Genomic DNA, 20,036 nt, shown 5'->3' on the forward strand with positions numbered 1-20,036 from the left:
AGGTATAGACCGGCAAGAACCGCACAGGCAAGCCTTAAAGTGCCCCAAAGAAGGTTAAGTGAAGAGTGCTTCGAAACGCGTTCGACGGCGGCCGCCAGACCGCCACTTTGTGCTGGATCCGCGCGAACTCAGGGAGTCATTCGAAGCCGGGCGAGCCGCTCGAGGTCGCGCCGCACGCTGAGCAGCGCTGCTTCACGCGCCGGACCCCTTCCGGCGTCCGGGTGTACCTGCCTCGCCGCAGCCTGAGATCCGCCAAGGGAACTGTCCGGGCCGTGACCGGCCGGGGGCCCACTCCTGGGCGCAGAGGTGCTCGTAGCGGTGGCCGCAGGAGTGCCCGCTGCGTTGCCCGCGGCAGAGGAAGGGCCGAGGGGATCGTAGAACAAGCCATTCCCTGGTTTCATTGATGCCTGTCCTTTCGTGCCAACGCCGGCTTTTCGTGCCAACGCCGGCTTTCGTGTGTTTTCCTGGCGGTACGTCTTCGCAACCCTGATGAGCCGGACCGCCGTCAAATCAAACTATCGGCCGGTGGTTTCGGAGGTTTGTGCACCTCGTTTCGATCCTGTTAAACGCCGACGTCCAGAGCTGCCTTCGGCTTGTTCCGCGGGCTGCGATAAACTTGGTATCTTGGCTGGCGCGCAATCGTGCCGCTCCTTGAGTTGGCCCCCGGCCCGCGCAGGGCCCGTATCCAGCCTCCATCCACGTTTGGCCCGTCGTTCCTCAGCGCGGGCAGCGCCCCGATCGCAGCGAAAGTAGCACCGTGTCCCAAGAAGTCCTGAGCCCCGCCCGAGTCCAGGCAATTCACCATGAGGCGTCCCGGCGTCGGACTTTCGCGGTCATTTCGCACCCTGACGCCGGTAAGTCCACGCTCACGGAAGCCCTCGCCCTGCACGCCAAAGTCATCGGTACTGCGGGTGCGTCGAGCGGCAAGGCCAACCGCAAGGAAACTGTTTCCGACTGGATGCAGATGGAGAAGGACCGCGGTATTTCCATCAGCTCCGCGGCCTTGCAGTTCTCCTACCGCGACACCGTGATCAACCTGCTGGATACCCCGGGTCACGCCGACTTTTCCGAAGACACCTACCGCGTCTTGGCCGCCGTCGACTGCGCAGTGATGCTGGTGGATGCCGCGAAGGGCCTGGAAACGCAGACCATGAAGCTCTTTGAAGTCTGCAAGCAGCGGAACCTGCCCATCATCACCGTCATCAACAAATGGGACCGCCCGGGCCTGGACGCCCTCGCGCTGATGGACGAGATCACGGAACGCACCGGGCTTCAGCCCATGCCCTTGACTTGGGCTGTGGGCATTTCCGGCGACTTCCGCGGAGTCTGGGACCTGCGCAACGACCGCTTCGCGCGATTTGCGCGCAATAACGCCGGCGCCAGCATCGCTATCACCGAGTACTTCACCCCGGAAGAAGCAGCGGAAACCCAAGGCAACAACTGGAGCGACGCCGTCGACGAAGCCGGACTGGTGATCGAATCAAACCTTGAGTTCGACGTTGACAGCTTCCACGCCGGAACGGCAACGCCCATTCTCTTCAGCTCGGCTGCTTTGAACTTCGGCGTCAAGGAAATCCTGGACGCCCTGGTGGACTTCGCGCCTCCCGCCGCGCCGCGCCCGGATGTCGACGGTGAGCCCCGCTCCGTTGACGCGCCCTTTGCCGGGTTCGTCTTCAAAGTCCAGGCCGGCATGAACAAGGCCCACCGCGACCACGTTGCCTTCATCCGAGTGTGTTCCGGTGTGTTTGAGCGCGGCATGGTGGTCACGCAGACCCGCACAGGGAAGTCCTTCGCCACCAAGTACGCACAGCAGGTATTCGGACGTGAACGCGAAGTCATCGACGAGGCTTATCCCGGCGACGTCGTTGGTTTGGTGAACGCGTCCTCACTGCGCGTAGGGGACAGCTTGTTCCTGGACGAACCCGTGGAATTCCCCGCCATTCCGCTCTTTGCCCCCGAGCATTTCCAAGTGGCCAGGTCCAAGGACCCCAGCCGCTTCAAGCAGTTCCGCCGCGGGATCGAGCAGCTTGAGCACGAAGGCGTCATCCAGGTGCTCCGCTCCGACGTCCGCGGCGATCAGGCACCTGTCCTCGCCGCCGTCGGCCCCATGCAGTTCGAAGTGGTGGAAGATCGCATGGCACACGACTTCAACGCCCCCATGCGTTTGGAGCGCCTCCCGTACTCGATGGCGAGGATCTCGACGGCGGACGCGATGCCTGCGCTCGCCAACGTCCCGGGCGCCGAGGTGCTGCTGCGGTCCGACGGCGAATACCTGGCTTTGTTCAACGACGTCTGGGCGCTGCGCCGGATCGAGAAGAACCACCCGAACCTCACGTTGGTCCCGATCGGCACGCACAACCCCGCGAAATAGTCCTCCGGACACGGAGTAATCCTCCGGACATGCCCCTCGCTTGAGCCCACGAGTGGGCATGTCCCCCGTGCTCGCCGAGCATGCCCTTTGTGCAGGCGTAGGAATGGACATATTGGGTTCATGTCCATTCCTTGGTTCGAGCAGAGGACATGCTCGGTGGTGAGGTGCGCTGAGAGGGGGACATGTCCAGTGGTGGAGTGAGCCTAGTAGTCCACTTGGCGCTCGAGTTTGCTGTCCAGGCTCAGCACGGCCGGGTTCGCATTGATTGAGCCCGGGAAGGGACATGCTCACTGTCGTGCACTGGATATGCGCGCTGTGTGAGCCCAGGAATGGACATAGTGGCATTATGTCCACTCCTTGGATCGAGCAGGGGGCATGCTCGGTGGGTGGATCGAGCAAGTGGCGGGCCGTTACGTCATCAGCAGGTCCAAGGCCTCGGCCAGGTGGGCCACCTCGCGGACCGAGAACCCTTCGGGGACCGGCCCTGGTCCGTTGGGACTCGCGGGCACCACGGCATGGGTGAAACCGAGCCGCTGGGCTTCGTGGATGCGCTGGTTGATCCCGGGAACGGGACGGACCTCGCCGGCCAGCCCAACCTCGCCGAAGGCAATCAGTCTTTGCGGCAGCGCCTTGCGGGCCTTCGCCGAGGCCACAGCAAGCGCCACGGCGAGGTCGGTGGCAGGTTCGCTCAATTTCACGCCGCCAACGGTGGCCACATAGGAATCGTCCTTGTGCAGGATGCAGCCGGCCCGCTGTTGAAGCACGGCCAGGAGCATGGCGACGCGCGAGCTGTCCAGGCCACTGGTGGCCCTGCGCGGCTGGGAACTGGCGCTCTCTGCCAGGAGCGATTGCACCTCGGCCAGCAGTGGCCGGCGGCCTTCCATGGTCACTGTGATGCAGGTGCCGGAGACCGGCTCACGAGTCCGCGAAACGAAGAGGCCGCTAGGATCGGCGAGGCCTTCGATCCCGGCCTCATTCAGGTCGAAGCAGCCTACGTCGTCCGTGGCCCCGTAGCGGTTCTTGACTGCGCGCAGCAAGCGGAGCCGGGAATGGCGCTCGCCTTCGAACTGGCACACGACGTCCACCAAGTGCTCCAAAAGGCGCGGACCTGCGATGGAACCATCCTTCGTCACGTGGCCCACCAGCAAAGTGGTCATGTTGCGGCGTTTTGCCGCGGCGATGATGGACGCGGCCACTTCCCGGACCTGGGAAACACCGCCCGCGCTCCCTTCGACATCGGCGCTACTGAGCGTCTGCACCGAGTCCACAATCAGCAGCTTCGGCTCGAGCTTCTCCACTTGCCCAAGTGCCTGGCCCAAGTCCGTTTCCGCCGAGAGGTAGAGGCTGTGAGCGACGGCGTCAATCCGTTCAGCGCGGAGTTTGACCTGGGCGGCCGATTCCTCGCCCGTGACGTACAGGACATCCTGACCCGTGCGGGCGAATTTCGCCGCGACGTCCAACAGGAGGGTGGATTTTCCGACGCCCGGTTCCCCGGCAAGCAGGATCACCGCGCCGGGGACGAGGCCCCCGCCCAGGACGCGGTCGAGTTCGTCGACGCCGGTGGGGAGGAACGCGGCGGTGGTGCCGTCTACCTCGGCAATACGGCGCGCCGGCTCCAAAACTGTGGTTGCCGCCGTCGTACGTGCAACTGTGGTGCCTGTTTCTTCGACGGTGCCCCACGCCTGGCACTCACCGCAGCGGCCCACCCACTTGACCGTGGTCCACCCACATTCAGCACATTTGTACGCGGGTGTCTTGGAGGTGCGCGAGGTCTTGGAAGCCATGCGTACAAGGCTAGTGGAGGGGTAGGACAGTCAAGTGCTCCTTACTGCAAAGGAGGCAGCACGTCCCTTGCCTCAAGGGGGTCCATGCCTGCCGCTTCGAGCAAGTCCACCATAAGCGGGCGGAAGAGCATCACCACCGTTTCTCCCTCTAGCTTTTGGACGTGGAGCATTTTGGGATGTAGCCGCGTGGCGATGTCGGCCAGGTCCTGCCGGGCACCGCGCATGTGGGCGCGGCGGGCGCCGTCGTGCACTTCGGCGAGACCGAGCGATAGCTCCTCGACGGCGGCGGACGTGTCCTGCAGGACTTCCGAGATGCTGTCCGTAGCCTCGTCGGTCAGCGCGGCATGGTTGATCGCGCTGGTGAGCCTCCGTGCGAACACGCGGCCGTTGCGGAGGGCGAGGTCGATGGAATCCAACGATTCCGACAGCATGGTCAACTCGTCGCGGTGCCGTCGGTACGCCGGGGCAAGGGTCGCCACCTCGCCGGACGCTTTGAGGGATTGTCTCATGCGGTCCACGAGGGGCTGGCAATTCCTGCCGCGGATGAGCGCGTGCCAGGCCTGGGTCGAGTCGCTGTTGATCAAGGCGTCGGCACACTCGCGGAGAACTTCCGAGAGCTCGTGCAGGAGCTTGCGGACGTCCTGGCGGGGCTCCCTGCGAGGGTCTTTGGGGACCAGCATGGTGACCAGCAGCGCGAAGACCCCGCCCACCACGGCGTCGATGCTCCGGGTGAACGGTCCGCCGGCCGGAGCGGGAAGTAACACCACGAGTAGTGACTGCAGGCCCAACTGCGTTGTGAAAATGCTGCCGCTGTCCAGGAACCGGGCCAGGAGGATGGAGAAAAGGAGCACGAGGGCGGCCTGCCAGATCCCCGAGCCCAGCCAGTGCAGCAGCAGATCGCCGATGACGATCCCGAGGGTGCAGCCAAGGCCAACTTCCATGACCCGGCGAAGCCGCGGATCCCGGGAGAAGCCGAGGGCGATCAGGGACGAAGTGGCGGCGAACAGTGGTCCCGAGTGTCCCAGGATGTATTCAGCGAAGGCGTAGGCGCCCACGGCGCACAAGGTCATCTGGACTGCCGGTACCAACGAGTTCCGGCTGCGGACGAAGCCCGTGCGCAGCCGTGCCCGCAGGAATTTCTTGCTTGCTGAAAGTCCTTGGGGGGCGGCCATGGCTCAAGTCTATTCAGGAGCGGGTCACGGGGTGCGGCAGGTCGAGCGAGCCAAAAGGTGAGGGGCGTCACTTAAACCCTTGCGGTATGCCAAGCGCAAGGGTGACGCTGCACATGTAAACCAATGGTCCGCTGCCGTTCACCTCCCGTTCACTTTGCACCGCCGATCCCGTTACCTGCGGCTCTTACCGTCAATCAAGGTACAAACTCGTACGCAAATCTTCAGTCTGCCGACTTTCTCCCTCGGCACGCATCAGAGAATCCCTGGAAGGGGTACATCCAGTGAAGGTAACTCGCTTCGGCCGCAACGCGGCAATCGCGGTCCTCGCAGTCGGCGCCCTTGCGCTGACCGCTTGCGGTTCGGACAACGCAACCAGCGCCCCCGCAGCCACCCAGAGCGCCGCCGGCGTGAAGGTCACCGGCACGCTGACCGGTATCGGCTCCTCGGCGCAGGGCGCCGCTATGGACGCTTGGAAGACCGCATTCGCTTCCGCCAACTCGGGCGCATCCGTACAGTACTCCCCGGACGGCTCGGGCGCAGGCCGCAAGGCCATCCTTGACGGCTCCGCGCAGTTCGCAGGCTCTGACGCCTTCTTGACTGACGCCGAGCTCGCCAGCTCCAAGACCAAGTGCGGCACCGATGGCGCCATCAACATCCCGGTTTACATCTCCCCGATCGCCGTCGCCTTCAACATCCCCAACGTCAAGGACTTGAAGCTCGACGCCACCACGGTTGCGAAGATCTTCCGCGGCCAGATCACTAACTGGAACGACCCCGCGATCGCCGCGATGAACGCCGGCGTTACGCTTCCGGACCTCAAGGTCACCCCGGTCAACCGCTCTGACGACTCCGGCACCACCCAGAACTTCACGGACTACCTGGCGTCGGCTGCTCCCTCGGTCTGGACCGACAAGGCTGCTGGCCTTTGGCCTGCTTCCTTGAAGGGCGAGAACGCCAAGGGCACCTCCGGCGTCGTCAAGACTGTCACTGACACCCCCGGTGCTGTGACCTACGCTGACGACTCTGCAGTCTCCGGCAAGCTTGGCACTGCGCAGATCAAGGTTGGCTCGGACTTCGTCAAGATCTCTGCTGGCGCTGCCGCAAAGGCTGTCGAACTGGGCAAACCGGTTGCTGGCCGCCCCGCGGGCGACCTTTCCATCAAGCTTGACCGCACCCTGACGGATTCCTCTGCTTACCCGGTAGTGCTGGTTTCCTACCACGTCGTCTGCACCACGTACGACAAGAAGGAAACTGCTGACCTGGTCAAGGCATTCGAGAGCTATGTAGTCTCCGACGCCGGCCAGCAGGCTGCGGCCGGCTCCGCCAAGTCCGCCCCGCTCTCCAAGGCGCTGCAGGACAAAGCAAAGGCTGCCGTGGACTCCATCAAGGCCAAGGCCTAGGACCACAACGGAGTAGTAGTGCCGCGTACGGCGGTACCACTACCCTGAATATCGAAGTTCCCTGTCCCGCGCTGGTGAAACATCACCGGGCGGGGCGGGGAACTTGGCCATTTTTGAGTGAATCTGAAGGATCGTGAAGTGACCACCAACTCCTTGACCACTTCCCAAGGTGCCGGGCGCGCCGGGGACAAGGTCTTCTCCGGAGCCACCTTGGCCGCGGGATGCCTGATCCTCGTAGTCCTCTTCGGCGTCGCACTTTTCCTTGTTGTTCAGGCCATTCCGGCGCTCGTGGCACCGCCAGCGGACATCCAAGGCGGCCACGGCTTCTTCGCCTACATTTGGCCGATCGTGCTGGGGACCCTGATTGCCGCCGTTATCGCGCTGGTGATCGCCACCCCGATCGCTATCGGCGTCGCGTTGTTCATCTCGCACTACGCCCCCCGCAGGCTTGCCTCGGGCCTGGGCTACGTAGTGGACCTCCTTGCTGCCATTCCCTCCGTGGTCTACGGCGCGTGGGGTGCAGCCTTCCTTGCCCCGCAGATTTCGCCCGCCTACGGCTGGCTTGCCAGCAACTTGGGCTGGTTGCCGATTTTCCAGGGCCCGGCCTCCGCTACCGGCAAGACCATCCTGACCGCAAGCATTGTCCTGTCGGTCATGGTGCTGCCGATCATCACCTCCTTGTCGCGCGAAATCTTCCTGCAGACCCCGAAGCTCCACGAGGAAGCCGCTCTGGCCCTTGGTGCGACGCGTTGGGAAATGATCAAGATGGCTGTTTTGCCGTTCGGCCGTCCCGGCATCGTGAGCGCCATCATGCTCGGCCTCGGCCGTGCACTTGGCGAGACGATGGCTGTCGCGCTGGTTCTCTCCTCCGGCGTCCTGACCGCAAGCCTGATCCAGTCCGGAAACCAGACCATCGCCGCGGAAATCGCCTTGAACTTCCCCGAAGCCAGCGGACTCAAGGTCAGTACTTTGATCGCGGCCGGCTTGGTATTGTTCGTCATCACGCTGGGTGTCAACATGATTGCACGCTGGATCATCACCAAGCACAAAGAATTCTCGGGAGCCAACTAATGACTGTCACTGCCCCCGTGGCGCGCAAACGCTCCGCCCTCACCAAGGGACAGTTGCCCGCCTTCGCACCGTACATCGTCCTCGCGGTCGCGTTGGTGCTCGGCGCAGCAATCCTTGCCCTGATCGGCTTCAACGCTTTCGGCTGGGGCCTCGTCTCCGCCATCCTCTTTACGATCGGGTTGGTGGGCTGGAGCGCTGCCGTAGAAGGCGGACGCAAGGCGAGCGACAAGCTTGCCACGTGCCTGATTGTCGGCTCGTTCCTCGTCGCCCTGCTGCCACTGGTCTCGGTCATTTGGACTGTACTGGTGAACGGCATCCCAGGCATCATCACTCCCGGCTTCTTGACGACATCCATGAACGGCGTCACGGGCGCCTTCGACAACAAGAGCGTCGAAGAAGGCACCAAGGTCCTCGGCGGCGTCTACCACGCTCTCCTGGGTACCGTGCAGATCACCCTGCTGGCCACCGTCATCTCGGTGCCCGTGGGCTTGCTGACCGCGATCTACCTGGTGGAATACGGCAACGACCGGGTCTTGGCCCGCGCCATCACGTTCTTCGTCGATGTCATGACCGGCATCCCCTCGATCGTGGCAGGCCTCTTTGCGGCGGCCTTCTTCTTCGTCGTGGTGGGCCCAGGCACCAAGACCGGTGCGGTTGCCGCCGTCGCGCTTTCAGTCCTCATGATCCCGGTGGTGGTTCGTTCCAGCGAGGAAATGCTCAAGATCGTGCCAAACGAACTCCGTGAGGCGGCTTACGCACTGGGTGTCCGCAAATGGCGCGCCATCCTCAAGGTAGTCATCCCGACGGCGATCTCCGGCATCGCGTCCGGCGTCACCTTGGCGATCGCCCGCGTGATTGGCGAGACGGCGCCAATCCTGGTCACAGCAGGGTTTGCCACCAGCATCAACAACAACGTGTTCGGTGGATGGATGGCCTCGCTGCCCACGTTCATCTACACGCAGATCCTGAACCCGACCTCGCCGTCCAACCCGGACCCGTCGAGCCAACGGGCATGGGGTGCCGCGCTGGTCCTGATCATCCTGGTGATGCTCCTGAACCTCGGCGCCAGGCTGATCGCTCGGATCTTCGCTCCCAAGGCCGGCCGTTGAGCCGCCAAGCCAACCGCAAACTTCCAACCACAGCACCGAAGGAACACCATGTCTAAGCGGATCGACGTCAAGGATCTGAACGTATACTACGGCAGCTTCCTGGCCGTTGAAGGCGTCAACATCAACATCGAGGCCAAATCGGTGACAGCGTTCATCGGTCCGTCCGGTTGTGGCAAGTCCACCTTCCTGCGCACCCTGAACCGCATGCATGAGGTGCTGCCGGGCGCGCGCGTCGAAGGCGAAGTCTTGCTCGACGGCGACAACCTCTACGGTCCCGGCGTGGACCCCGTGACTGTCCGCACCCAGGTAGGCATGGTCTTCCAGCGGCCCAACCCGTTCCCCACCATGTCCATCCGCGACAACGTGCTGGCTGGCGTGAAGCTGAACAACAAGAAGATCAGCAAGGGCGCGGCCGACGCTCTCGTGGAGAAGTCCCTGCGCGGCGCCAACCTGTGGAACGAGGTAAAAGACCGCCTCGAGAAGCCGGGCTCCGGACTCTCCGGCGGCCAGCAGCAGAGGCTCTGCATTGCCCGGGCCATCGCCGTGGAACCGCAGGTCATCCTCATGGACGAGCCCTGCTCCGCGCTGGACCCGATCTCCACTTTGGCTGTCGAAGACCTCATCAATGAGCTCAAGGACGAGTACACCGTGGTGATCGTGACTCACAACATGCAGCAGGCCGCTCGCGTTTCCGACAAGACGGCGTTCTTCAACATCGCCGGCACCGGTAAGCCGGGCAAGCTCATCGAGTTCGCGGACACCACCACCATCTTCAACAACCCGTCCCAGAAGGCCACGGAAGACTACGTCTCCGGCCGGTTCGGATAAGCCCCAGAGCTTGCTTGCCTGAAAGACCCGCTGAACTCAGCGCGACTTCCTGAACTCAGCGCCACAGCGGCGAGAGCGCCAGCCCCAGGACGAAGGCCACTGCGGCGGTGACGATCGGCGTCGCAACCCAGAACCCCAGGATCCGCAGCACCATCCGACGGTTGGTCACCGAAAAGTTTTGGTTGGTTCCCGCTCCGAGCACCGCCGATGTCACCGTGTGGGTGGTGGAAAGAGGCAGATGGAGCCCGATGGCGCCGACGAACAGCATGAGCGAAGTCAGGCTTTGGGCGACGAATCCCCGCAGCGGGTCCACCCTGGTCAGCTTGTAACCCAAGGTGTAGGAGATGCGCCAGCCACCACAAAGCGTCCCCGCCGTGAGCATGGCAGCAGTCAGGAGGATGACCCAGAACGGGAGATCGTCGTGGTCGGACACTCCTGCCGCCACAGCGCCGAGCAGTATCACGGCTACAGTCCGCTGCCCGTCCTGCAGTCCGTGGCCGAACGCCACTGCGGCGGCCGAGACGGACTGGGCATGGCGGAAACGGCCGTGCACAACGTCGGGCTGGGTGTAACGCGCCGCCCACGTGACGGGCCACACGAGGAGATAGGCGCCGAGGAAAGCAATCACCGGGGACAGCAGCAACGGCAGGACCACTTGCACCAGCAGAATACTGTCTACCCCGTTGATGTGGCTGCCTCCCATGGTTGCGCTTGCAGCTCCAGCGCCGACCAGGCCTCCCACCAGGGCGTGCGTTGACGAGAGAGGCACGCCGCGCCACCAAGCGTAAGTTCCCCAAAGGATGGCGCTGCACAACCCCGAAGCGAGGACACTCAGCCCGTTCATGCCCGGAGGAAGAACTACCCACGATTGGCTGAAAATCAGGGCGAACCCACCGCTGAGGAGCACCCCGGCAAAGTTGAAAACGGCCGCCAAAACTACGGCAACAGAAGGAGTGAGGGCGCGGGTCCGTACGGAGAGGGCGACGGCGGTGGAGACATCGCGGAAGCCGTTGAGGAACGCGAAACCAGCCGCCAGCGTCACCACGAGGGCGAAGAACGCGACCATCACCTCATGCTTCCTTGACGATGATGCTGCCTACCTGGGTGGCGATGCGGCGCATGTCCTTGGTGACGTCCACCAACTGGTTGGCCACGTCACGATTCCTCGAAAACTGTGCCGACTTCATGTCCCGCAGCATCTCTGCCACCCACGTCCGGTGGCTGCGCTCAGCACGCTTGGCCAGCCGGAGGACCTCGATCCAGTAGTCTTCGAGCTCGTCCAAATCGTCCAGCTGGCGCATGGCATCAACCGTGAGTTCTGCCTGGCGGCTGATGATCTCCAGCTGGTCCGCCGCGCGCTTAGGCAGACGGTCCAGCTTGTAGAGGGCCACGAGTTCGCCAGCGGCGTCAAGCTTCTCCATTGCCTCGTTGAGGAAGCGGGAGAGGGCGTACATGTCCTCGCGGGGGAGCGGGTTCACGAAGCTCGTGCGCATGTGGGTCAGCAAGGCGAAATGCAGATCGGTGGATTTCGCCTCGTGTTCGTGCATCTCTTCCACGAGCCGTTCGTGCTCCGCGACCGGGGCTCCGAAGATCTCAGAAAGCGTCCCTGTGGCCTCAAGAATCTGACGAGCCATCTGCGAAAGCAACTGCAAACCGGCGGGTTCTTGGGGGAAGAGACGCAGCTTCATTTGGCTTCCGGTAGGCGAGGTGGACGGGGACTGAGCGGCGTCTTCGCCGAAGGGCATAAAAATGGTGCCGAACCGGATACGCCTCTCGGCGGTAGGCCGCTCGAAGCGGCTATAAGTTGAAGCCCGGGGGTTTCGCGGTTCGACACCAGTTTCAGTTTTCTACGTCGGCCGAGCTAAGTCAACATTGACAGTTGGCGCTCGGAGTGGTTGCGGTGGCCCCACTCCCTTGTACTTCATGTCAATCAAGCTCACCCAGACGCCATGCGTTGGCCGCGTGCTCCAGGTCCTCAGCGGTCTTGACGAGCTGATGCGAATTGCGGGTCAACTTGCTTGCGTGGCCTTCGTTCGAATGCTCGGCGCTGTCTGCCAGGGTGGCCTGGCCGAGCGCGACGACGCGGCAAAACGCAGCCGAGCGTTCCAGCGCGACGTCGAATTCGCCGTCGAACGCTCCCGAAAGGATGGCGTCTGCCATCTGCTTCATCTCGTCGGCTCCCGGGGGCTCCGCGGCTCCCGCCACAACGTGTGAAACCTGTGCGGTGTCCCGGCCGGCCTTGAAGTACACGGAGATCCGCTCGGAATTCTGCATGGTGGCCGCGCGCAGGGCATAAAGCCGCCACAAAGCGCCGGGCAAGGACCGGGCAGGGCTCTCGGCCCACATCTCGGCGATGGCTTCGAGGCCCTGCTCGTCGGCGAGCTTCACGAGGCGCCTGGTGATCTTGGGATCGTCGCTATCGCGGCCGCGCCGCACAAGTGCCTGAGCCGCAAGGTGTGCGGCTTCGGACACGCGCGCGGGGTCCGCTCCGCCGGCGAACGGCTCGAAGTCAATCGGCGCGAAGGGTTTCGGCTTGTGATGCCTGTTCGCCCCGCCGTACACAGGAGATCCCGATTGTTCGCTCATGCCCCAACGCTACTCCTGTGCCATCGCTCGTGCACTCTTGAACGGTGGCAGATGTGGGGTCTGTTGCGTGGGGCTCGGCTTGTCTTCGGGTGTCGCCGGGGTGACGCGTTCCTTCCTGACCTTGTTTGGATCCGTAAGTGCCGCGACACGCCGTTGTGGCCGCGCGTCGTCGTCGGCGTTTGGTTCAAAAGAGGTAACGACGGCGCGCGGGCCGGCGGTGTCAAAACGCCCCTGAGCTTGAGGTACAGTATTCATGGCTGTTTCTACAGTCAGCAGGGGCCTTTAGCTCAGTTGGTAGAGCATCGGACTTTTAATCCGTGGGTCGTGGGTTCGATCCCCACAGGGCCCACCCATTCCGCAGGCCAGAGGCACATTGCCTCTGGCCTGCTTCTCATTTCGGGGCCAAATCCAACGGAAACCCAACGAATTCAGGGAGCATCCGCGTCTTGAAAGCCCGCGATGGCCTGGAAAGCTCTCGATAGGCATCCAAAATGGGTCGATGGTCATAGATGTCCGAAATCGGGATCGATCTGACGTGGTGAAGGACGGACTCAAACGGAGAAGGCGCCCGATGCAGAAGGGGAGCATCGTGGCCGGCAACCTGATCCGCCGTGATGTCCAGAATGTAGCCCCCCAGGCTCCAGCCAGCAATGCGAATACAGCCACGATGGGCTCTGTTCACCGCAACGGATGATCCATACGTCCTCACCGTAGTCTTCTAGAACTTTGGCGAGCATGAAAGTAGCCCATCGGCACGAACCATGTGGGAAGGTGCGCAGCCCCGAGTGACCGCTGATGTCCATGTTCCGTAAGGCCAGACGGAAGGCAGTCATGATGCTTTTGACCTTCTGGAGTTGTGACTCGTCCATTTCAGCGTCCCGGCGTTCGCTTCACTTGATCGAGCGCCTCGGCGACCTCGGTGTGAACTACTTTGCGCCCCATGTAGACGTCTTGAGTCATCGATACCTGATCCTTCAGCCTTGAGTTAATGCAATGGTGCCAACCAAACCAGGACGAACGGGTCGGCCAGGCACCACCGCCTATGCCTCGTCAGTACACGTGACGTTGAAGTTATCGAACTGCGTCTGGCCGTTGGCGTAGTGGTAGTCGACCGTGTAAGTGCAGGAGAAGCTGAGTGGCGCTCCGGTCACGGCTCTTGTTTCAGACAGATACAGATGATCCTCCTGCGGGTCACCGGATTTAAAGAGGGTCTGCTGGTGCGTGGTCGTGCTGTCCGAGCGCGTAAAGGTCCCGCGTGTGAAGGAGAAGGCAGACGTTACATTTTCTTCCACAATGGCGTTTCCGCTCGGGGTCGAGACATAGTTGCTTTCACCGTCCAGGGAGATACAAATGATGCCACGGTTAGCTGGGTAGCATTCGCTGAAATGGGCTGTGGAGGCTCCGCTGCTGCTGGCCGCAAAAGCGGGGGTGGAGCCGAGTGCCAAGGTGGCGGTTGCGGCTACGGCAACTGCGGCTCGGGCAACGGTTCGTCGGGTGGTTCTGCTGAACATGGTGATCTCCCTGTGAAGGGGCTGGAGTGTGCATCACCAGGGTGGGCGGAGACCATGCACTTTGGATGGAATCGGGGCTAGCCCCTGACGGCGGGATTTCCACTGGATTTCAATCCGTTTAGTACGGGTGCGATGAACCATATCAGAGTGCAACTTGATTGCGCAGCACCCGAATATTTGACTAGGCAGTACCCGGATTCGTGTATGAGACACGGAAGTGCAGCTCGCCGCGCTCGAAGCAGAGGCCAAGCGCAACGGCCGGAAGCTGACCGTCTACCGGGAAGATGCAGCTTCGGCCAAGAGCCTGAAGAATCGGCCGGTGCTGGCGTCAGCGCTCGCGGACCTCAAGGCCGGCACCTATGAGGCGCTGGCAGTATCCAAGCTCGACCGGCTCTCCCGTTCGGTGGCGGACTTCGCAGCGTTGTTGGAAACATCGGACCGTCAGCGCTGGGCTCTCATCTGCCTGGACCTCGAGATTGATACCTCCACAATCACCGGCGCGGCCATGGCGCAGGTGACCTGCACATTTGCGGAGATGGAGCGCAAGAAGATCGCGGAGCGCACGCGGGACGGAGTGGCGAAGATGAAAGCCACCACGGGCAAGCACATGGGGCGTCGCAGCGCACTGCCTGCCCCAACCGTCCAGCGGATAGTTTCAGAGCGTGATGTTAGGTCCTCCCGCCATTGGCGGTTTTCGGTGTTTGTCTGCCCGATTCGTAGAGGGACCGCTTGGATGCATCACGTTAACTGTCGAGCGCTCATCGCAACCCAACGTTTACCCAACGAAAACGACGGCATCCAACGAAATCGGGCTGACCCTTCCAAGGTCCAAGGGCATCGAGAATCCGCGGAAGCTCGGGGGTAATGGCAGCTATCGGAATCTGGCGAAATTGAAGGCCGCCCAATCCGTGTGCGTGACCCACCTGGCTGGGTGACGGCCGAGCGGTCCGGCATGCTCCGACCAGTGTGCGGGGGCGCCGCCGATCCTTCCGGGGAGAGGCACTCGTCGCGCCGGCCCCCAGGCGGTGTTGGTTGCCACGAGGGTGAAGTCTTCGGGTGCGGGCGTGGGCGGGTGCTCGCTCGGCGGGGTGAGCGAATACAACAAGTTGGCCGTGCCAATCAGCGAGGACTGGATGCGCGCCGTCACAGAGTGGGTGAGACGCCGGGTCAAAGCACGGGCGACGGCCGCGGCCAAGAGCCAGCCAGTCGCGTGGTCGAGAGCTTGGACGGGCAGCGGGGTCGGCTCCGCCCGTCCCATGGCGTTAGCTCCGTCGTCGGCGATGCCACAGCTCATCTGGACCAAGCTGTCGAACCCGCGGCGATTGCGCCACGGACCATCCCAGCCGTAGGCGTCGAGGCTGGCTATGATCAGGCCGGGGTTCACGGCGGTCAGGGCTTCGTCGTCGTAGCCCAAGCCTTTCAGGGCGTCGCCTCGCAGTCCCGATACGAGCACATCGGCACCCGCGAGCAGTTCTTCGAAGGTTGCGCGGTCGCTTGAGGCCGTGAGATCCAAAGCGGCGGTACGTTTGCCGAGCGTCGTCTCAGGGAGTAGCGACGGCACCTCGTCAAAGCCCGGCGGGTCGATCCGCAGCACGTCCGCACCATAGCCGGCGAGGAACTTGGTGCACACCGGTCCGGCGATCACCCGCGTCAGGTCCAGCACGCGCACCCCGTCGAAGGGCAGCTGCCCGACGGCGTTCGGTGTGCGGATGCCGGGCGACTGGCGCTCGACGACGGTCAGCGGCGGCGCGTCCGCGGTCGCCGCCCCCGGAGCCGAGGCGAGCCACTGGCGGCGGTTGTGCATGACGGCGGCACATCCGCCCGCCTCCACGATCGCCGTCTCCAACTCCTCGGCACGCAGCCCGGCCACTGCGGCCTCGACGGTTTCGCGGTCATGGGCGCCCAGCACCTGCTCGACGGCGGCGCGGTGGTTGGCGTAGTTGGTGTGCAGCCTGATCCAAGCGTCCGCCGCACGATAGTTTCCGGCGATGGGGTCCCACAGCGGCGGTTGGGTCCAGCCGATCGGGGTGAACAGCCTCTCGGACGTGAACGCGGCGCACGCTTCCCGACTGTTTACGGTCACCGCTTGCGGCCGCGAGTCCCGGCGGGCGGCGAGGAACTGTGCTGCGGCCACCGTCGCGACAGCAACCGCTCCGGTCGCAAGTCCTGTCACGTCAAAAGCCGCCGGGAGGACCGCCCGTGGCCCGGTCGTCGTTAGCTGAGTGGCTGGCCAATCCTCATTGTCGTCATCGGCGCCGATCGCGTGCCACACGCGTGAGATCACATCAGCGAAGCTGTCGTTCACACTCCCCATTCTCAACGGGCCTACACCGGCGATCAACTTTGATTGTCGTCTGCCAGACTATTCACCATGCAGGCCCTTTTGGATGGACTCTTGAACACCAGCCCGCTCCTGATCGGGTGCATTGTTTTCGCCCTCGTCTTCGCCGAGGATGCGATCTTCGTGGGCTTTGTGATCCCGGGCGAAACGGCAGCCGTCGTCGGCGGGGTGATTGCAAGCCGTGGAATCTTCCCGTTGTGGCTCATGATCGCCATTGTGGTGACTGCCGCAATCACGGGCGACACCGTGGGCTACGAAATAGGCAAGCACTTTGGTCCCCGGGTGATGGCCCTGAAGATCCTGGACAAGAGGCGCGCCCAGCTGCAAAAGGCCGAAGATTTCCTCAAGGACAAGGGGGGCCTCGCTGTATTCCTCGGCCGGTTTACGGCCTTCTTCCGCGCAGTCATGCCCGCGCTCGCCGGACTCAGCCGGATGCCTTACCGGCGTTTCGCCTTCTGGAACTTCAGCGGCGGCATCGTCTGGGGGTCCTTGTTCGTGACCCTCGGTTTTGTGGCTGGAAACTCGTACGAGGAAGTGGCCCGCATGGTGGGCCGGGGTGCCGCAGCGGTGGTGGCTGTTATTGCGGTGGCGATCCTTGTCGTCTGGCAGGTCAGGAAGCACCGGGCCAAGAAAGTTTGAGCAAGCGGTAGTGGAAATCTGGCTGAAACCTCAAGGCTTTAGGCTGGTCACAATTTGTTCGGGACGGGCGCTAGAGGAGTGAGCTGGATATGTCTGACGTTTGGCGTTATAACCGTAATAGCTGCCCCGACGTCCTCGGCTTTTCCGGGCCTTGAGTGATCTGATGTCCGCTTCTGCAGCACACAACTTTAAGGAGAACCGATGCATCTTTTGCCCCGTGAGCAAGAAAAGCTGATGATCGTGGTCGCTGCCGACCTCGCCCGCCGTCGGCAATCCCGCGGATTGAAACTCAACTTTCCCGAAGCCGTGGCGATCATCAGCTACGAACTGATTGAGGGTGCCCGCGACGGAAAGACCGTTGCCGATCTCATGAGCTACGGGACAACGCTGCTGCGCCGTGAGGATGTCATGGAGGGCGTGCCCGAGATGATCCATGACGTCCAAATCGAGGCCACGTTCCCTGACGGCACCAAGCTCGTCACCGTCCACGACCCCATCCGCTAGGAGGCCACCATGATTCCCGGAGAGTACCGGCTCCAAGCAGAGCCCATTGAGTGCAACAGCGGACGCGAGGCAATCGCCGTCGAGGTGGTCAACCGTGGTGATCGCCCTGTCCAGGTGGGCTCGCACTACCATTTCGCCGAGGCGAACCCTGCCCTCGATTTCAACCGTGAAGCCGCCCATGGCCGCCGCCTGGACATCCCCGCGGGAACAGCCGCACGTTTCGAACCCGGCGACTCCAAGACCGTCAAACTGGTGGCCCTTGCGGGCAGCCGCGAGGTTTACGGCCTGCGGAACGCCGTCAACGGATCGCTGGATGCAGGCAGCGGAAAGAACGACGGCGGCGCTGCCGCTGCCGCCGAAGGACCCGGAGCAAGCAAGGAAGGGACAGCCCAGTGAGCTTCGAAATTTCGCGCAAGCAGTACGCAGACCTTTACGGCCCGACGACTGGCGACTCCATCCGCTTGGCGGACACCGAGCTTTTCCTCGAGATCGAGAACGACTACACGGTCTACGGCGAAGAGGTCATGTTCGGCGGCGGCAAAGTGGTTCGCGACGGGATGGGGCAGAACGGCCAAGTGACCCGCGGCGGCCGTTTGCCTGAATCAAACGCTGCCTCGGACCAGACGCTCGACGTCCCGGACACCGTCATCTCCAACGTGGTGGTCCTCGACTACACGGGAATCTACAAGGCCGACGTGGCGCTCAAAGACGGGCACATCTTCAAGATCGGCAAGGCCGGGAACCCGCAGATCGCCGACGGCGTGGACATCGTGATCGGCGCCAGCACCGAGATGATCGCGGGCGAGGGCAAGATCCTCACCGCAGGCGGCGTCGACACCCACATCCACTACATTTCCCCGGACCAGGTCCCCACCGCGCTATGCAGCGGCGTCACCACCATGGTGGGCGGCGGGACCGGGCCGGCCGAAGGCACCAAGGCCACCACCATCACGCCGGGCAAATGGCACATTTCGAGGATGCTGCAATCCGTAGAAGGGCTCCCGATCAATATCGGCCTCCTCGGCAAGGGGCACGCGTCCGCCGTCGAGCCTCTGGCCGAACAAATCCGTGCGGGCGCAGTGGGCCTCAAAGTCCATGAAGACTGGGGTGCCACGACGTCGTCCATCGACATGTCCCTGCGGGTGGCGGATGAATTCGATGTGCAGGTGGCCATCCACACGGACACCCTCAACGAGTGCGGATTCGTGGAGGACACCATCAAGGCGATCGACGGCCGCGTGATCCACACCTTCCACACCGAAGGCGCTGGCGGCGGGCACGCTCCGGACATCATCAAGATTGCTGGATTGCCCAATGTGCTCCCGGCATCCACCAACCCCACGCTCCCGTACACGCGGAACACCATCGAAGAGCACCTGGACATGCTCATGGTGTGCCACCACCTCAACCCGGACATCCCGGAAGACGTGGCGTTCGCAGATTCCCGCATCCGGGCCGAAACCATCGCCGCCGAAGACGTGCTCCAGGACCTGGGCATCTTCTCCATGACGTCCTCGGATTCCCAGGCCATGGGTCGCGTGGGCGAAGTCGTCATCCGCACGTGGCAAGTGGCCGACGCCATGAAGCGGCAGCGGGGCGTCCTCAAGGACCCCCGGAGGGACAGCACAGGTGCAAGCCACGGCGCTCCGAACGGCTTGGGCGAGGAAAGCGATAACTTCAGGATCAAGCGCTACATCGCCAAATACACCATCAACCCCGCGATCGCGCAGGGCATGGCCGACTCCATCGGCTCGGTGGAAGTGGGTAAGTTCGCCGACCTCGTTCTGTGGAATCCGGCTTTCTTCGGCGTGAAGCCTGAACTTGTCCTCAAAGGCGGGCAGATTGCCTACGCACTGATGGGCGATTCCAACGGCTCCATCCCCACCCCGCAGCCACGCACCATGCGCCCGATGTTCGCCACCTACGGCAAGGCGTTGCAGCAGTCCTCCATCACGTTCCTGTCCAAGGCGGCAATCGCGGCCGGCGTCCCACAGGAACTTGGCCTCGAACGTGTCATCCGGGCGGTATCCGGCATCCGGAACCTCACCAAAGCGGACCTGAAGTTCAACGGCGAAACGCCGGATATCGCCGTCGACCCCGAAACCTACAAAGTGACTGTCGACGGCGAAGACGTCACCTGTGAGCCTTCCGACGTGCTGCCCATGGCCCAGCGCTACTTCCTTTTCTAGATCGCCGGAGGAGAACACATGATCATCGAAAGGATCCTCGGCAACCTGCACGAATTGCCGCAAGCCGAAGCCGCGGCGCTCGCCAAACTCCACAAGGAGAAGGTCGTCCTGCCCAGCGCCCAACTGGTCAAACGCATCCAACGCGTGACCACGGACCACGGCAAGGAACTCGGCATCCGGCTCCCGGCCGGATCCGGAGACCTGCGCGACGGCGACATCCTCGCCGTCGAGGACGCGAACCTGATTGTAGTGTCCGTGCTGCCGAGCGACGTCCTGGTGATTGCTGCCCGCAGTATCTACGAAATGGGTGTCGTGGCGCACTCCCTTGGCAACCGGCACCTGCAGGCCCAGTTCTTCGACGGCGACTCCGAGTACGGGGCCGAAGTCATGGTGTGCCAGTACGACCACACGGTGGAGGACTACCTCAAACACGTCGGTGTGCCTTACGAACGCCAGGAACGCGTCATGCCGGTGCCTTTCCGCCATGCTGAACACACGCACTAGTTCCGCCTCGGGTGCCGCTAACCCGGT

At 63.2% G+C, this 20,036-nt stretch carries 19 protein-coding genes and 1 tRNA gene; 12 read left to right on the forward strand and 8 right to left on the reverse strand.

From position 1 onward, the window contains the following. Positions 1 to 128: 128 nt before the first annotated feature. Entirely contained in the window at positions 129 to 401 is a 273-nt protein-coding gene (locus tag HNP00_RS15700) for a hypothetical protein (protein ID WP_184740663.1), read from the reverse strand. A gap of 356 nt (positions 402 to 757) precedes the next feature. Between HNP00_RS15700 and HNP00_RS15705 the strand changes: the two genes are divergently transcribed. Beyond that, entirely contained in the window at positions 758 to 2,371 is a 1,614-nt protein-coding gene (locus HNP00_RS15705; protein ID WP_184740664.1) for a peptide chain release factor 3, read from the forward strand. A gap of 410 nt (positions 2,372 to 2,781) precedes the next feature. Here the strand turns inward: HNP00_RS15705 and radA are convergent, their stop codons facing one another. Next, positions 2,782 to 4,155, reverse strand: coding sequence for a DNA repair protein RadA (radA, locus tag HNP00_RS15710; protein ID WP_184740665.1), 1,374 nt, complete (start codon positions 4,153 to 4,155; stop codon positions 2,782 to 2,784). A gap of 41 nt (positions 4,156 to 4,196) precedes the next feature. Then, positions 4,197 to 5,327: an aromatic acid exporter family protein gene (locus HNP00_RS15715; RefSeq protein ID WP_184740666.1), complete on the reverse strand. Its 1,131-nt coding sequence runs from the start codon at positions 5,325 to 5,327 to the stop codon at positions 4,197 to 4,199. A gap of 281 nt (positions 5,328 to 5,608) precedes the next feature. Here HNP00_RS15715 and pstS point away from each other — a divergent pair, with 281 nt between their 5' ends. From pstS to pstB, 4 genes are all read left to right on the forward strand, one after another. Continuing rightward, positions 5,609 to 6,727 carry a phosphate ABC transporter substrate-binding protein PstS gene (pstS, locus tag HNP00_RS15720; protein WP_184740667.1) on the forward strand — a complete coding sequence of 373 codons (1,119 nt, stop codon included), beginning with the start codon at positions 5,609 to 5,611 and terminating at the stop codon, positions 6,725 to 6,727. Positions 6,728 to 6,865: 138 nt separating this feature from the next. After that, positions 6,866 to 7,798 (forward strand): phosphate ABC transporter permease subunit PstC, encoded by a 933-nt coding sequence (gene pstC, locus HNP00_RS15725; RefSeq protein WP_184740668.1) that lies wholly within the window; start codon positions 6,866 to 6,868, stop codon positions 7,796 to 7,798. Continuing rightward, the gene (pstA, locus tag HNP00_RS15730) at positions 7,798 to 8,907 is read left to right on the forward strand and encodes a phosphate ABC transporter permease PstA (protein ID WP_184740669.1); all 1,110 of its coding nucleotides are present in this window, start codon (positions 7,798 to 7,800) and stop codon (positions 8,905 to 8,907) included. Before pstC ends, pstA begins: the two co-directional genes overlap by 1 nt. A 48-nt stretch (positions 8,908 to 8,955) precedes the next feature. Beyond that, positions 8,956 to 9,735 carry a phosphate ABC transporter ATP-binding protein PstB gene (gene pstB / locus HNP00_RS15735; RefSeq protein WP_184740670.1) on the forward strand — a complete coding sequence of 260 codons (780 nt, stop codon included), beginning with the start codon at positions 8,956 to 8,958 and terminating at the stop codon, positions 9,733 to 9,735. A gap of 55 nt (positions 9,736 to 9,790) precedes the next feature. Here pstB and HNP00_RS15740 read toward each other — a convergent pair whose 3' ends face one another. The 3 genes from HNP00_RS15740 to HNP00_RS15750 form a co-directional block, all read right to left on the reverse strand. Beyond that, positions 9,791 to 10,801 carry an inorganic phosphate transporter gene (locus tag HNP00_RS15740; protein WP_221451560.1) on the reverse strand — a complete coding sequence of 337 codons (1,011 nt, stop codon included), beginning with the start codon at positions 10,799 to 10,801 and terminating at the stop codon, positions 9,791 to 9,793. 4 nt (positions 10,802 to 10,805) lie between these two features. Continuing rightward, positions 10,806 to 11,423 carry a DUF47 domain-containing protein gene (locus tag HNP00_RS15745; protein ID WP_184740672.1) on the reverse strand — a complete coding sequence of 206 codons (618 nt, stop codon included), beginning with the start codon at positions 11,421 to 11,423 and terminating at the stop codon, positions 10,806 to 10,808. Positions 11,424 to 11,661: 238 nt separating this feature from the next. Next, a complete protein-coding gene (locus HNP00_RS15750) occupies positions 11,662 to 12,321 on the reverse strand; it encodes a hypothetical protein (protein WP_184740673.1) in 660 nt (219 codons plus the stop codon). Positions 12,322 to 12,597: 276 nt separating this feature from the next. Here HNP00_RS15750 and HNP00_RS15755 point away from each other — a divergent pair. Then, a tRNA-Lys gene (locus tag HNP00_RS15755) sits at positions 12,598 to 12,670 on the forward strand. 691 nt (positions 12,671 to 13,361) lie between these two features. On the opposite strand, the gene HNP00_RS15760 is transcribed toward HNP00_RS15755, so the two are convergent. Beyond that, on the reverse strand, positions 13,362 to 13,832 hold the full coding sequence (locus tag HNP00_RS15760; protein ID WP_184740674.1) for a hypothetical protein: 471 nt from the start codon (positions 13,830 to 13,832) through the stop codon (positions 13,362 to 13,364). Positions 13,833 to 14,049: 217 nt separating this feature from the next. Between HNP00_RS15760 and HNP00_RS23405 the strand changes: the two genes are divergently transcribed. Further along, entirely contained in the window at positions 14,050 to 14,697 is a 648-nt protein-coding gene (locus HNP00_RS23405) for a recombinase family protein (protein WP_311770592.1), read from the forward strand. Positions 14,698 to 14,703: 6 nt separating this feature from the next. Here HNP00_RS23405 and HNP00_RS15770 read toward each other — a convergent pair whose 3' ends face one another. Continuing rightward, positions 14,704 to 16,137 carry a CoA transferase gene (locus HNP00_RS15770; RefSeq protein WP_184740675.1) on the reverse strand — a complete coding sequence of 478 codons (1,434 nt, stop codon included), beginning with the start codon at positions 16,135 to 16,137 and terminating at the stop codon, positions 14,704 to 14,706. Between the two features lie 66 nt (positions 16,138 to 16,203). Here HNP00_RS15770 and HNP00_RS15775 point away from each other — a divergent pair, with 66 nt between their 5' ends. The 5 genes from HNP00_RS15775 to ureE all read left to right on the forward strand — a co-directional run bounded on the left by HNP00_RS15775 (position 16,204) and on the right by ureE (position 20,009). Further along, positions 16,204 to 16,812 (forward strand): DedA family protein, encoded by a 609-nt coding sequence (locus HNP00_RS15775; protein WP_184740676.1) that lies wholly within the window; start codon positions 16,204 to 16,206, stop codon positions 16,810 to 16,812. 201 nt (positions 16,813 to 17,013) lie between these two features. Next, positions 17,014 to 17,316 carry an urease subunit gamma gene (locus tag HNP00_RS15780; protein ID WP_184740677.1) on the forward strand — a complete coding sequence of 101 codons (303 nt, stop codon included), beginning with the start codon at positions 17,014 to 17,016 and terminating at the stop codon, positions 17,314 to 17,316. A gap of 9 nt (positions 17,317 to 17,325) precedes the next feature. Further along, the gene (locus HNP00_RS15785; protein WP_184740678.1) at positions 17,326 to 17,712 is read left to right on the forward strand and encodes an urease subunit beta; all 387 of its coding nucleotides are present in this window, start codon (positions 17,326 to 17,328) and stop codon (positions 17,710 to 17,712) included. Then, positions 17,709 to 19,505 carry an urease subunit alpha gene (ureC, locus tag HNP00_RS15790; RefSeq protein ID WP_184740679.1) on the forward strand — a complete coding sequence of 599 codons (1,797 nt, stop codon included), beginning with the start codon at positions 17,709 to 17,711 and terminating at the stop codon, positions 19,503 to 19,505. Before HNP00_RS15785 ends, ureC begins: the two co-directional genes overlap by 4 nt. Positions 19,506 to 19,523: 18 nt before the next feature. After that, positions 19,524 to 20,009 carry an urease accessory protein UreE gene (ureE, locus tag HNP00_RS15795; protein ID WP_184740680.1) on the forward strand — a complete coding sequence of 162 codons (486 nt, stop codon included), beginning with the start codon at positions 19,524 to 19,526 and terminating at the stop codon, positions 20,007 to 20,009. Positions 20,010 to 20,036: the final 27 nt, after the last annotated feature.

The sequence above is a fragment of the Arthrobacter sp. AZCC_0090 genome, from assembly GCF_014207375.1.
Taxonomy (GTDB): domain Bacteria; phylum Actinomycetota; class Actinomycetes; order Actinomycetales; family Micrococcaceae; genus Arthrobacter.